This is a genomic window from Candidatus Uabimicrobium helgolandensis, assembly GCF_041508025.1.
Lineage (GTDB): Bacteria > Planctomycetota > Uabimicrobiia > Uabimicrobiales > Uabimicrobiaceae > Uabimicrobium > Uabimicrobium helgolandensis.
In genome coordinates, this window is sequence record NZ_CP165719.1 from 7,945,888 (window position 1) to 7,960,084 (window position 14,197).

A 14,197-nucleotide genomic window follows, 5' to 3' on the forward strand; every position below is an offset into this window, starting at 1 on the left:
GGACCTTAGTTACTTTGTAAATCTTTGTCTTGTTCTATGATTTCAACTACTTGCTTATCTTCCACAATGTGATGTCCGCTAATAACGATTTTTTCGCTGATTTCTAAGCCTGACACTATTTCCACTTGATCACCTTCGCGAATTCCAAGTTCTACGAATTTCTTTTGAGCTTTGTTTTCGCTGTTTACAACGTACACATAGGGACGATTATTGTCATATAATATTGGTGCGCGTGGAATAACAACAACCGAATCTTTTTGTTCTAGTATGATAGACGCTTGAACAAAAATACCAGGACGTAAAATAGAATTTTCGCCTTTAATAAGTACTTTAACAGCCACGGTTCCCGTTTGATTGTTTACTACAGGAGAAATAGACTGTACATGACCAACAGCATTCATATCTGGAAAGTTTTCGCTTTTGAGAATAACTTTTTGCTTTTGTTTTAGAAGTGGCAATTCTCGTTCAGGAATATTCAAAACGAGAATAAGTTTCTTCAAGTCCACAAGTTTAAAAATTTTCGCAGAAGTACCAATAAGTTGCCCTTCTGTTACCGCTTTTTCAACGAGTACACCTGAAAAGGGCGCAGTAACAGTTGCATAACTTAATTTAAGAAGTGCATCTCTTAGAGTTACCTTTTCCGACTTACGAATACTAACTTGAATATTTTGTAGCACGCTGTTTGCTTTTTTGAGGTCTAGTTCTGCCTCTTCTTTTGCGACTCTTGATCTTTTTATTTGAACGACAAGAGACCTTTCCGCTAATAAACTCTTTTGATAATTGTAACGGTTATTTTCTAAGTCCCCTTCAGAGATAATATTTTTTTGGTAACTCTCTTGACCGCGGTCTAAATCTTTTTTGGTTTTATCTTGGTCAAGTTTAATCTCTTTCATACGCTCTTCTAACTCAGAAATATTGAGTTGCGCCTGTTGTATTTTCTTGCGTAATGTTTGGATATTTAAATTTTCTTGTTTTTGTTGTTGTTTAAATTCAACGATATCCATTTTAGCTTGTGTTACAACAATTTCCCACTCGCGAGGGTCAAGTTTTACAATGGGCTTACCTTTTTGTATAAACTGTCCTTCCCTACTCATTACTTCCGTAACGTAACCTGAAACCTTTGGAAAAATTTCGACTACTTTATTTGATTCGATGGTGCCACTAGAAATTAAATACGAAGATATTGTTCCTATTTTTACTGCTTCAACATGAACGGGCTGTCCAATTTCGATTTTTTCTTCTTCTTTTTCTTGTTCTTCAACTTTTTCTTGACCTTGGTTTTGCTCGCAACCGAGAAGAATTAGTAAGAACAAAATAAATATAAGTTTGGCCATAAGTTATCCATCATTTTGTTTTTGTATTAATTTTTGACATCATTTTTTTGAATGAAGTTTGCATTTCTGGTGTGATATCCTTGGTAACAAAAACAAACTTCTCTTTATATATTGTAGCAAATTTTTGGTGTTTACTATTTATTTTCTCAAAAGCTTGTAAAAATTCCTGAGCGTCTTTTTCAGAATCCCAAGTTGTCAACCAGATGAGAGCAGTTTTGTTGTCAAACGAATTCTGCATCAAAAAATAGCGATCGCCTCCCCAGCCAGCCGCTATTTTTTTGTAGCTTTTGATAGCTAAATCTTTCAAAAAACAACGAATACCAAATTCCCCCATAACATTGGTTGCGCGAATTTTCCAATTTTTTGTTTCTAGAAGTTTGTGGTCAAAATCAAAATCAAGAGGATGATCCACTTTATATTTATGTGGATGAAGTATTTGCTCTGTTGATTTTGGAGGATCTTGATAAGCAGAATTAATATTCTTCCATGGAAAACTAGAATCGCGTAACTTCAAACAAAAGAAAAAACCATCAATATAAGGAAACATTAAACTTTCGCGCATGATAGTTGGGCACTTAGCGAGTTCATCACCACCAACAAAAGGCATTAAGAATTGCATAAACCCAAAGCTAGCCCGAAAAGCAGGCTCATCACTACTTTGTACTCTTTTTGGCCACTGATTATAATCTAACATAGCGAGAGTAGCATCCCCTTCAATGAGCGAAGTAAGCGCTAAACTTATATCATCATCATTTTTTGATGCTTGTTGTAGCTTCATAAGATCGTAGTACTGGTCCTGTACCGCGTGTGTCATTTCGTGTGCTAGTACCATACGATCATCAGCGTCATTTCTTGTCAGTGGAAACCACTGTTCCCACAGCGACGATTTTTTAGGTTCAGCAATCAAATACAATCTTTTAGTTTCTGGATTATAGAAACCACCTATTTGTTCTGTTAATAGGGAGATGTACAATGATTTTATATCAAGTGGTTCGGAGAGCATGTTAAAAGACAGTAGTGTTAACATATAGGTTTCTGCATCTTGTGCTGGTAATTCTTTTTCTAGCTCTTCCAGTAAGAACTCTTTGAGCTCTACGCGATTTTTAACACCTGCAGGTGTTTTCGACTTAAATTTAAAACCTCTTACTTTTGGTAATTCTAAAGCAACACCTTCTACTCTATATTGCCACGCATCTTGATGATTACCTTGTGCTTCAAGAACAATAGATAAACGGCGATAGATTTGCGCATCATTGCTATGCTTTAGACATTCCTTATAAGCCTCTTCAGCAGTGTTGTCGTCATGATGTTTTTCTGTAAAATTACCTAGCTGCCAGTAAATCTTATAACTAGGTTTTATCAAACAGGCTTTTTTGAGGTAAGTTGTTGCTTTTGAATTTTGATTTGTTTGCGCATAACACTCAAATAAATGGTAGTTGGCGGCAAAGTGATTGGAATTTTGTTCGATGATTTTTAAAAAGTATTGTGTAGCTTGTTTATACTGTTTGTTTGCTACGCACTTTTTGCCTTTGTCCAGCCAATCGTTTTGTGTGTCAGCGAACGCAAAACAAATCATGGCAACTAGCCAAAAACTTATTTTTACATTCATTGTTATCTACCCTAAGGTTTACTATGTGTTTGGGCTCTATTAAGTAACGATTCTTTTTGCTTTTTGTTCATAGGAGTGTACGGCTTTAGAGAATAGGAAAAGTCATGTTGATCTTTTATAGGAATGGGAACGAAAAATTCTACAAAAAAGTCGATAGGAAATTTTTGATAGAAAGGCGCATCGACATTTTCAAGACGAGTTGAAATATGATAACCTTTTTTGATTAAGGTTATTTCACGTGTACCATAAAAATCAAAAGAAACTTTTGCCGGAGTAGTGCCGTGTTTTTCTCCATCGATAAAAACTGTCGCATTTGGGGGATCGGATGTGATATTAAGGTAACGTTTTACGCAACAACTAGTGATAAAGATAGTTGCTAATAATAATAGAATAATATTTTTTGGCATGATGTGCCTCCGATGATTTGGAGGTAAGGGTTTGGAAAAAATAATATATTATATTTTCACCAAACCCCTAACTTATGGACATAAAAAAAGCTCCACATATTTGTGGAGCTAATTTTGTGAGAGCGGAAGGATTTGAACCTTCGACCGTCAGCTTAAAAGGCTGCTGCTCTACCAACTGAGCTACGCCCCCTAGTTGTGTGGTAAAGTATAATACTTATTTTTTAAATGTCAATATCTTTTTTTTAATTTTCTAAAATTTCTTTTTGTTTCTTATCGAAATACTCATTTACCTTGTCTTCAAATTTCTTTGTAAAGTCTTGTACTTCCTCTTTCAGAGCCTTGCAGTCATCCTCTGAAATTTCAGAGCTTTTTTCTAGTTGATCTGCTTGTTTATTCGAATCTCTACGTATATTTCTTATAGAAATTTTTGCTTTTTCTGCTAATTCTTTTACTTGATTGACAATTTGCTTGCGTCGTTCTTCTGACAATGCTGGTACTTGTAAACGCAATATTTTTCCATCGCTGTTAGGTGTCATGCCTAAATCACTTTTTAAAAGTGCTTTTTCAATATTCTTCATAACAGAAACGTCAAATGGTTTTACAACTAACATTCGTGGCTCTGGCACCGAAATACTAGAGATTTGTTTAAGTGGTGTAGGTGAACCATAATACTCCACTCTGATATTTTCAATAAGTCCAGGTGTTGCTCTACCGGTTCTAATCCCTTTTAGCTCATCAGAGAAAACACTGGTAGCTTTTTCCATTTTTTCTTCTGTTTCTAGTGTTATTTCTTCGTATGACATTTTTTATCCTATCAATATTGAGTATAATTATTTCTTCGTCGCGCTGTACTAAAAAATAGGTATTAGTGCTATAAAATCAATTACTTTATACTTTGAGAGCTTTTTATAACTGTTCCAACATTTTCACCAATAGAAGCGCGCAAAAAATTTCCCTTTTTTGTAAGATTAAAAATCAAAATAGGCAAATTATTGTCTAAACAAAAAGCGATTGCTGTGGAATCCATAACTCGATAACGATTCAAAAGAACATCTTCATAAGTTAAAAATTCAAATTTACTAGCATCTGGGTTTGTTACTGGGTCTTTATCGAAAACTCCATCTACTTTTGTAGCTTTAAAAAAAACTTCAGCTCCTATTTCCGCAGCTTTTAATGCTGCAGCAGTATCTGTCGTGAAATAAGGACTACCAGTACCTTCCGCAAAAATAAGTACTTTACCACTATTTAAATACTGCATACAATTTTGATAGTGGTATGTTTCACCTACTCCTTCAATCTCGCGTGCAGTCATTATTACGGCATCTACACCTAAATTACTAAGAATATCTTGTAAGGCGAGTGCATTGATCACAGTTGCCAGCATTCCCATGTAATCGCCAATAGGTCTTTTTATTCCGTGCTTTAATAACTCAGAGCCTCTCACGATGTTCCCTCCTCCAACAACAATACCAATTTCTTTGTTGGCAAGATGGGCTTCCTTTACTTCCTCAGCGATATTATTTATCCACTTCATTTCAAAAGGGTTGCTTTTTCCAAAACTCTCACCGCTGATTTTTAATAAAATTCGTTGGTATGGTTTAGTGGAGGAGGAACCTTCCATGTTATGCTCCTATTTGAAAACGTTGGAAGCGATTTAATGATATATTTTCTTTTAGAGTACTGATGCCTTCTTTGATCACATCTTCAATACTCATTTTATCATCTTTTACATACATTTGCTCCATTAGAGCGTTTTCTTTATAGAATCTATTCATTTTTCCAGTGATAATCTTGTCTTGCATTTCTTCAGGTTTACCTGCAAGATTATCTTTCATTTGCTCGCGCATAATTTCTTTTTCTTTTGCAACCAACTCCGGTGATACATCTTCGCGTTTAAGAGCAGTTGGACTTGCTGCACAAACGTGCATGCATAGATTTTTTCCTAATTCTTGGAATTGCTCGGTGTTCGCAACGAAATCGGTTTCACAAGCTAACTCAAGCAAAACTCCCACTGTTCCGTTTGAATGGATATAAGAAAAAACTCTACCTGCATTGGTGCTACGACCACTTTTTGAAGCCGCAGAAGATAAACCTTTTTTTCTTAGCCACTCAACTGCTTTATCTATGTCACCATTATTCTCATCTAGTGCTTTTTTGCAGTCTCTCATTCCACAATCAGTCATTTTTCTCAGTTGAGCAACCTGTGAAGCTGTTACACTCATAAAATTTTCCTTAAAATTTTTCGTGAAGATTATCTAGCGTGTCTCAATATGGGATTACTTAATTCTTGTTTTGTTATAGAATATAAGATCGACAGCGCTCTTGGGTTAAGACATGTCTTATTTATATAAGACGCTAATTAGCTATTTTCAAACACTTTTGTAGCTGCTCTTAAAATAGTTCGAATTTTATAAAAATCTGAACAGGAACATGCCCTAAACAATATATAATGTATTTTGAAAATTGAATTTGATTTACAAACCTACAATTATATGTTTAGTCTTAATTTTAATAAAAAAATGTTAAATCGCAACATTAATTGCAAATAATTGGTAGTTTTTGTCGAAGAAGATGTTCGGAATGAATCATTCGTTTGTTGTTTTGCGATGTAGTTTTAGAGAACAGAAAACTGTATATTACTATACAGTTTTCAGCAGCTGATTACTCTTTGGAATTGTTTTCTGCTTTTGGAGCTGGAGCAGTATTTGGAGCTGGAGCAGCATTTGCATTATTTGTTTTCTGTTCTGTTTTTTGTTCTGTTGCTGGGGCATTTGTTTTCGTTTGAGATTCTTCAGAATCTGGCTTACGACGTCTTCTTCCGCCGCGTTTTCTTCTTCTGGCTTTATCATCTCTTTTATCGTCGCCTTTTGATTCTCTTGACTGCTTACTGTGTATCTTTTTGTTTTCTTCCCATTTTGCTCTACCAGATTGGATTGCTTCTGTAAGCTTAGTCATAACGACTTCAATAGATCGCATCGCATCATCATTACCAGGTATCGGGATATCAATAATCGTTGGATCACTGTCTGTGTCCATAAGAGCTATAACTGGAATATTTAGTTTAGCAGCCTCTAGAACCGCTATTCTTTCCCTTTGAGGATCAACAACTACTAATGCGCCAGGATGACGAGTCATCTTGCGTATTCCCTCAAGGTTGCGATGAATTTTTTTCTTTTCACGACGTAAAGAAGATGCAAGTTTTTTACTTAGTTTGCCCATTGAGCCATCTTCTTCCATGCGCTCTAGTTCTTCTAAACGCGCAAGTCTTTTGCGGATGGTTGTGAAATTTGTTAAAGTTCCACCTAGCCATCTTTCAGAAACGTAATGCATTCCGCATTTTGCCGCTTCTTCCTTGATCACAGATTTCGCCTGCTTTTTGGTGCCTACAAACAGGATCTGATGACCTTCTGCAGTTAATTTATTTAAAAAATGATACGAGCGAACCAGGCCTCTTACAGTCTCTCTTAAATTAATAATATGGATTAAGTTGCGTTTTCCAAAGATGTAAGGTGCCATTTTAGGATTCCAACGACTTGCGCGGTGCCCAAAATGAACTCCTGCCTCAAGTAAGCTCTTAACTGAGATAAGTGCCAATACTAAAAACCTACCTTTCTATAGGGAAGGTATACATATAATAGGAATTGTGTAAATAACAAATATTACAAGAAAAGACCCCAAAGGCCATAAACTCCCATTATGAATCTATAAGTTGTTTAGTTTAACTTTCCGATAGAGATTGTCAAGAATCAATTTATAAATAGCAAGGAGTTAAGACCTATTCATGTTAGAAGCTGCGAGCTTAGTCGCAACTGTTGCCGTCACCATAGTCGTAATTATTAAAAATAAAAAAATTTTAAGGTGCGCCTTATTAATTTTTGTGCATTCTAAGAATATAGGCTAGGCATTTTTTTTAATATATTTTACATTGATTATTGCAAACAATGAAAAACTTTAAAGGTATTAGCTACTTCTAGGCTCGTAAATACAGACCTTTATCATAAAAGCGCGACTATATGTCACTTGTTGACAAAGCTTATTATGCAGAAGAACATGTTAGAAAAAAATACAATTTAATTTGTATTCTCTATTATAACTCGGTTGCGACCTTGAGAAAATGTTATAATTCAGATCCTATATTCGAACAACATCGTATTATATCCAAGTATTCGTAACGACATGCGTAAACATAAACAATGTTCGAAGCAGCTAAGTCTCACTTGTATAGGACCATCCTCTATTTTTTTTCAGGTATAGATACAGTTGCATAACCATAGTGAGCCTCTTCTTCCATATATTTATAGTTTTTAGAAAAATGTTTTACTTCGTTGTGTAGTTTTTCCTTAATTAAACGAATAATCCGTTTTGGCAAATCTATTTGTTTTAAAAAGGCATGAACATTACTAACCTCGCCTTTCTCCCAAATAAGTAAAATCCGATTATTTATGGATAGATCATTATGCGGAATTCCTGGCGTAATCACTGTGCTTTTTGGAAGATATAGCTGTAAAGTTCCTGCTATAGAACGATTTTCGGCAACAATTAAATAGTTATTATATTTTTGTTCGGCAAAAAAAGTAGCCATATCGCGAATGGGTAAGTTTAATCGCTTCGGTTTTTCTGTTATTGCTGCGCAATAAATTCGCAAAAACATCACCAAACAAATAATAAGTGCTGCGCTAATAGTTGTAGAAATGAAAACCTTTATTTTCTTAGATTTTACTTGTTCTTTGATAATAGCGAAAGCATATATTGGTACGGAAAAATACAAGGGTAGGTACCATCTCGTTTTTACTTTTTCTATTTTAAAAATCAATACGATTAGTACTAACACAACCATAGCGAAAATATACAAATACAAAAATTTATTCGCGAATATTTTTTTTATGTTTTTAAGTTCTTTGTAAAAGAATGCAACAAACATTACGAGAAAAAGACCGATAAAAGAAAAGAAAGTGATCGCCGTACGCGCAAGAGCATTGAAGCTAGAAAAATTTTCAACTATCGTGATTTTACGGTGAAAATTCATATCTTCAAGAGAACTGTATATCCAAAAAATATGTCCGCATACAATAATAGCACTTATAATAATGGCGAGAAGAGTTCTTTTGTTGAAAAAAACTTTCCGAAAGCGCAAATCACACATCCAAGCAGTGATGAGAATCGCGAGATAAAGTGCATAATTGTATTTCGATAGACCTCCAAGTCCTACAACAAAGCCAATAAGGGCGTAGGTAATTGTACGTGGATGTTCTATTAAAGATAAAAATAAATAAAGAGTAATACAACACATTGTAAATAATATGACAGAGTGACTTAAATCGCGTTGCGCTTCAAAAGCAATAACCGGAATAAAAAATAGCGAACAAGTACATGCTGTTGCTATTAGTTCATCGCGTACTACTATTTTGGCAGACAAAAACATAAAAAGATAACCAATAAACAGCAATGTATACTTGCATAGTGACAAGGCAAATATTTTATGTGGTATGAAAGAAAAAAATATAAGTTGAATCCATGTATATAGCGGTGGTTCTGAACCATATCCCCAGGCAAAACCTTGCTTGGCGTAGATTATCTGTTCTGATTCGTCAGGAAGTAACGAGTCTGACACAACTACGCGCAACACAATTTGTATAACAGAGTAAACAAATAAAAAAATAAAAAAGCTGCGTTTAGACATTCTCTGCACTTTCTGCTGTAGAATGAAAAGCACGAAGAGTTACTGATACTCTTTTTCCTTGGTACTTTTTGCCTTTAGTAACTTCATGCGTCCAATGCTCATTAGTATTGTATGGCAATATAAATATACCATTGTTGCAAGTAACAAAGTCGATATAGCTCTTTTTTTTCCACGGACGCATACGAAAAATACGTTCTTCTCCAAATGAGATTGTTATAATAGGCGTACCGTAAATCATATTGTGAGTACTATCGCGATGTTTTCCCATATAATGGCCTAGGGAGCCATCGTACCAATTAGTTAAGATACTATTCATTCGTTTATCAACTGTTTGTTGAGCCCATAAAACAATATCTTTTAATATTTCTGGTATAGGGAGAGCAGTATTTTCACTACCAGTGTATTTATAGTTTTTTCCATACGCTTGCTGCCACCTTGGAGTCTCCAAAACTTTACCATGCATTTTGATTTGATGGTATTTTTGCGGATGCATTTGCCACAACATTGCAAATTTCTTTTCATCAAAATGCAACTTTTTAGGCAAAACCCCCTCCCAAAGCAAGTGTTTTTCATCTAGCTTGTGATGCGTGAATAGCTTTTTTGCGTTTTGCATTTTTACTCCTTAAGGATAGAAAATATACCCAGCACTAGCACCAAAAACAACAATCCACACTGGATCTATTTTTTTTGGTAAAAATACAAGTACAGTACTAGTCGCAAAAATAGTTGTAAGTTGCCAACTAACAACTACCTCTAATCCCATTTCCCAGACAACAGCAAGCATAATACCGACAGCACTAATGTTAACAGCGTCGAGAAAATTAGTAGTGAACTGCGAATTGCGCAGTTTGGGAATAATAGGTGTTAAAAGTAAAACAAAGATAAAAGATGGTAGAAAAATTCCCAAAGTCGCTGCAATTGCTCCAGAAAAACTATGTAGTTGAAAACCAACAAAGGTTGCGGTAGATAAAACTGGTCCAGGAGTAAATTGTCCTATAGCGATAGCGTCTAATAACTCTTGACGTGTTAACCATTGTAATCTTTGGATTAATTCTGCGTCGAGGTAAGCTACGAGAACATAACCACTTCCAAACAATATAGTACCTACTTTTAAAAATACGCCAAAAACGGAGAAAAATGAAACATTTGTTAGTCCAAAAAACCCTAAGAAAGCCGTACTTACTCTTAGTTTATCTGTAAAAAGAATTGCTAATGTTGGGCAAATACTCATTGTTGGTGATGGTTTTTTATACAGAAGTAGCATTCCTACAAATCCACCAACTAAGATAGCAATCACTTCACTGACACCATACAAAGCAGCCGCGACAACAGCTATTCCAATCATTGCTGTTTGCCACCCTTTTAAAGCTTTTTTTCCTAAACGATATACTGCAGATAAAATAACAGCGATAACAGCAGGCTTAATACCATAAAAGAAAGGAGCTACCACTGGAGAATGTGAATATTTTACATAGATCCACGCAAACATGAGTGTGATTGTAACAGCAGGAACAATGAAGAAAAAACCTGCAAGAAAAAGACCGCGAACACCACCACGGTGGTACCCACAACATATAGCCATTTCTGTAGAATTAGGCCCAGGAATTAAACTAGTTACCCCTAATAAATCTAAGAAACTTTGCTCGCTCATCCATTCTCTTTTGCGAACAACTTCGTTTTCCATCATCGCAATATGAGCTGCCGGTCCTCCAAAGGCAAACATACCCAATTTAAGAAAAAGATGTATTATTTCGCGCATTTTATGCTCCTCTAAATTTTAACGTCATTCTCTGTGATTATAAAAAACAAATTAACAAATTCCTCGATTGTTTTCCACAATCGAAACTTCTGGACTATTAAAATTCTTTTGGTGAGTAGCTTACGTTACTTTAAACTATAAAAAGAGAACAAGAAATTACTTTTATGGGGATATACATGACAATCAAAGAAAACTTTGTCGGCTATGAAAAAATTTTTTCAAATTCAAACAAGTGGGTTATAACAGAAAAAGATTATCGCGACTGGAAAAAAATAGAATGGGTAGTTACTGAAAAAGTTCATGGAGCAAATTTTTGTATTCTTGTCGATGGAGAAAATATTCACAGTGCTAAAAGAAAAAGTATTTTGGAGCCAGGAGAAAGTTTTTTTCACTATCAAAAAATAATTGCGCAGTACAAAGAAAATATACTTGAGTTATTCCACGCGATTAAATTAGAAAAGCCGCTCATTGAAGGCATATATGTATATGGAGAACTGTTTGGAGGACAATACCCTCATTCTAATGTAAAGTCATTAGGGCTTTCTCCTATACAAACAGGTGTATACTACTCTCCCGATGTCGAATTCTTAATTTTTGACATTGCGTATGTTGCGGAAGGAAAGAGAAAGTATATCGATTATTGTTCTCTTGTTGAAAAATGTCGAAGTGTGGATATGCCATATTCACAATCCCTTTATAAGGGTGCATACGATAAAGCAATGGCTTTTGAACATAAATTTATAACAACAATACCTGAAATTCTAGGACTTCCTAAAATAGAAGACAATTATGCTGAAGGGATTGTTATCAAACCAGCAACACATATAACAGTCAAAACAAAAAAAGGCAACAAAATACGTCCCATTACAAAAAAGAAAATAGAGGAATTTTCTGAGATAAAATACAACGAGGCTAAAAAATGGTGCCCGCAAAAAAACAATTATTTCGATTTAGCTTGTTTGTATATAACAAAAAATAGGTTGAGAAATGTACTTTCGAAAATGGGCGACATTCATATTAGTTCTGAACAGAGAAAAAAAGTACTAGATAGTTTTGTTGTTGATGTTTTAGAAGAAATGCAAAATGACTATAGTGATGTTGATATCACTGAAACCGAAAACCTTATAGAAAAAGTATCAGCTCAAGTAAAAGATTTCTTAGATAAAGAATTGTAAACCTAAGTTAAGTGAGTCGTAAAAAGTTTTTGAGCACGTTTCAAGTCAGCGTAGAATTTGAGTATCAAAGAAGGAGAGCCTGAGAGGCACATAACTGTAGCTATGTAACCGAAGGCTCAACGCCGCTATGACACTCAAAGGCAAGCTGCGTGCTCTTAAAAACTTTTTGCGACTTGCTTAAGTGAACTTTGGAACATTAATTTATAGGGAGTGTCAACATTTCAAAACTTTGATTTTACTTTAACAAGAGAACGCAAGAATCTAGGTCGTATCCCTATTAGATTTTTACAAAATTCGAGTTATTTTAAGTAGCTAAATGTTCGTACTCTTAAAAAAGGTTTAAGAGTACGATGTTTTTATAACACTGATCGAAAATGTAAAAATTTATCGTTGTGCTGGTAATGCTTGGTACTGTTCGATGATATTATTATCTTTTGTATTTAGAACTAGTAACTCCCATCCTCCTTGACCTACTGTTAGTTCCTCTACTTTTGCAAGAATACCTTTGTTCTTACCTGATATAACAAAAATATAGTCGTCTTTATTGTAGAGGCCTCCGTTTGCTTGAATGCAAACTTTTCGAACGATGGGCCATATTGTAAACATGCCTAAAAAAAAGCCGAGTAAAGATAATAGTGCAACTCTTGTAATTGCAATTTGCTGTATCTCATTGGAAATATTTTCTATTGGGAATAACATATAAACCGAAACATTTAATATTGCAGCACTAATGAACCAAGTTAGTAAAATAGGTTTTGCAAAAATATAATTATAAAATTTAATATTGACGTGCGATTCTTTGGGGATACTTTGCTTCATTGTTACCTCCGATTTTGTAGTGTTGTTATGACTTTTTCTGAATAACTAAAGTTGCGATTGTTGCCTAATAGTACTTTTGATAACTAAGTATACAGCCAAAACGAATAAAATTGTATTATTATTGTGTAGAATAGTCCTTTTTTTAGGACAGATGTAATGAGGAGAGTTATTTCTAAATATACATAAAAATAAAAAAGATTAGTATTTATAAGGGATTCACGCTGGATGTTTTTGTTTGGCACGCTATTAGCATACAACTTTTGGTGTATAGTTGATGGTAAGGTCCGTACCCTTTTGAAAGGATTTTAACATGAAGAATCTTTTATGCATATTAATACTAACTTGTTGTGTTTTCGCTGATCACTCTACACCGTCCTGCTCAAGTTATGAGAAGTGTGACGAAAATACTGCGCTTAAAATACAACTAAAAAAAGCACTTGCACAAGTAAAAAAATTACAGAAGAAAAATGCAAAACTAGAAATGCAAAACAATCGATTGTGTAGCACTGTAGAAATACTACAACAAGACAATAAAATACTTGGACGCGAAAAAATAGCCCTAGTACGCCACAATCGTAAGTTGGAACATCAAGTGTCGCGTTTAACAAAAAAAATAGATAGATTTGGGTTACAAGCGGGAAAATATGATGCTCTTTACAAAGATCATCATAAATTAAAGGTCAGTTACGATGAAGCATGTGGAAAAGTTGTGTCTCTAGAAAAACAGTATGCTGTTTCCTGTAAAGAGCGCGATAACTTTCATGCAAAATGGACAGAGGCATGCAAAGAAAAAGATCTCTATAATGCAAAATGGACAGAGGCATGCAAAGAAAAAGATCTCTATAATGCAAAATGGACAGAGGCATGTGAGGAAAGAGATCTTTATGCGAAAAAACATAAAAACATGAATAGTGCATATCAAAGTATGTGCGTTAGTTACAAAGAACTGCAAACTAAAAATATTGGTTTGCAAGAAAAAGTGAGTGTTCTTCAAAAGAGTTGCGGCGAATATCAGGTTAAGTACAACAACATGTGTAAGCAGGTTAATAATTCGCAACAAGGGCCGCAATCATTACAAGCGAACTACTCTATAAAATTTGTAGGCAAAAAAATAAGACGTAAAAGTATAGAAAAGATAATGAATAAATTGGGATCAAAATCTTTGTTCTCAATCGTTGCAGTAAAACAGATGCCTAGAGGAATTACATTTGACATTTTTTGCACTAACAGTAGCGCTCAAGTTCTTGCGGGATCAGTTGTAAAAAGTTTTTCCAAAAAAGGGATTTACGCAGGGGTGACAAAAGCGTCGAGCAAAGAAATGACTCTTCGAATTTCTCCTTGGAGTGTATACTCTTCTTAAAGTGATAATCTTTACCTAAAGCCCAGTGTCTACTGGGCTTTTTTTTTTGGCTTT

Annotated in this window: 13 protein-coding genes and 1 tRNA gene; 2 read left to right on the forward strand and 12 right to left on the reverse strand. The window is 34.7% G+C overall.

The annotated features are described in order from the left end of the window. Positions 1 to 5: 5 nt before the first annotated feature. From UABHE_RS29280 to chrA, 11 genes are all read right to left on the reverse strand, one after another. Positions 6 to 1,334, reverse strand: a complete 1,329-nt coding sequence (locus UABHE_RS29280; protein ID WP_372366906.1) for an efflux RND transporter periplasmic adaptor subunit — start codon at positions 1,332 to 1,334, stop codon at positions 6 to 8. 10 nt (positions 1,335 to 1,344) lie between these two features. Then, the gene (locus UABHE_RS29285; RefSeq protein WP_372366907.1) at positions 1,345 to 2,943 is read right to left on the reverse strand and encodes a tetratricopeptide repeat protein; all 1,599 of its coding nucleotides are present in this window, start codon (positions 2,941 to 2,943) and stop codon (positions 1,345 to 1,347) included. Between the two features lie 11 nt (positions 2,944 to 2,954). Continuing rightward, positions 2,955 to 3,350, reverse strand: a complete 396-nt coding sequence (locus UABHE_RS29290; protein WP_372366908.1) for a PEGA domain-containing protein — start codon at positions 3,348 to 3,350, stop codon at positions 2,955 to 2,957. Positions 3,351 to 3,467: 117 nt separating this feature from the next. Then, positions 3,468 to 3,540, reverse strand: a tRNA-Lys gene (locus UABHE_RS29295). Positions 3,541 to 3,592: 52 nt separating this feature from the next. Further along, positions 3,593 to 4,153, reverse strand: coding sequence for a ribosome recycling factor (gene frr / locus UABHE_RS29300; RefSeq protein ID WP_372366909.1), 561 nt, complete (start codon positions 4,151 to 4,153; stop codon positions 3,593 to 3,595). Between the two features lie 80 nt (positions 4,154 to 4,233). Further along, a complete protein-coding gene (pyrH, locus tag UABHE_RS29305) occupies positions 4,234 to 4,971 on the reverse strand; it encodes a UMP kinase (protein ID WP_372366910.1) in 738 nt (245 codons plus the stop codon). Between the two features lies 1 nt (position 4,972). After that, positions 4,973 to 5,572, reverse strand: a complete 600-nt coding sequence (tsf, locus tag UABHE_RS29310; RefSeq protein ID WP_372366912.1) for a translation elongation factor Ts — start codon at positions 5,570 to 5,572, stop codon at positions 4,973 to 4,975. A gap of 439 nt (positions 5,573 to 6,011) precedes the next feature. Continuing rightward, complete coding sequence (gene rpsB / locus UABHE_RS29315) at positions 6,012 to 6,944, reverse strand: 30S ribosomal protein S2 (protein WP_372366913.1); 933 nt, start codon at positions 6,942 to 6,944, stop codon at positions 6,012 to 6,014. 640 nt (positions 6,945 to 7,584) lie between these two features. Next, complete coding sequence (locus UABHE_RS29320) at positions 7,585 to 9,030, reverse strand: ArnT family glycosyltransferase (protein ID WP_372366914.1); 1,446 nt, start codon at positions 9,028 to 9,030, stop codon at positions 7,585 to 7,587. After that, positions 9,023 to 9,643, reverse strand: coding sequence for an alpha-ketoglutarate-dependent dioxygenase AlkB (locus UABHE_RS29325; RefSeq protein WP_372366915.1), 621 nt, complete (start codon positions 9,641 to 9,643; stop codon positions 9,023 to 9,025). Before UABHE_RS29325 ends, UABHE_RS29320 begins: the two co-directional genes overlap by 8 nt. A 9-nt stretch (positions 9,644 to 9,652) precedes the next feature. After that, complete coding sequence (chrA, locus tag UABHE_RS29330; RefSeq protein ID WP_372366916.1) at positions 9,653 to 10,789, reverse strand: chromate efflux transporter; 1,137 nt, start codon at positions 10,787 to 10,789, stop codon at positions 9,653 to 9,655. Between the two features lie 176 nt (positions 10,790 to 10,965). Between chrA and UABHE_RS29335 the strand changes: the two genes are divergently transcribed. Beyond that, positions 10,966 to 11,964, forward strand: coding sequence for an RNA ligase family protein (locus tag UABHE_RS29335; protein WP_372366917.1), 999 nt, complete (start codon positions 10,966 to 10,968; stop codon positions 11,962 to 11,964). A 384-nt stretch (positions 11,965 to 12,348) separates the two neighbouring features. Here the strand turns inward: UABHE_RS29335 and UABHE_RS29340 are convergent, their stop codons facing one another. Beyond that, positions 12,349 to 12,783, reverse strand: a complete 435-nt coding sequence (locus tag UABHE_RS29340; RefSeq protein WP_372366918.1) for a hypothetical protein — start codon at positions 12,781 to 12,783, stop codon at positions 12,349 to 12,351. A gap of 310 nt (positions 12,784 to 13,093) precedes the next feature. Between UABHE_RS29340 and UABHE_RS29345 the strand changes: the two genes are divergently transcribed. After that, positions 13,094 to 14,143, forward strand: a complete 1,050-nt coding sequence (locus UABHE_RS29345; protein ID WP_372366919.1) for a hypothetical protein — start codon at positions 13,094 to 13,096, stop codon at positions 14,141 to 14,143. Positions 14,144 to 14,197 lie beyond the last annotated feature (54 nt).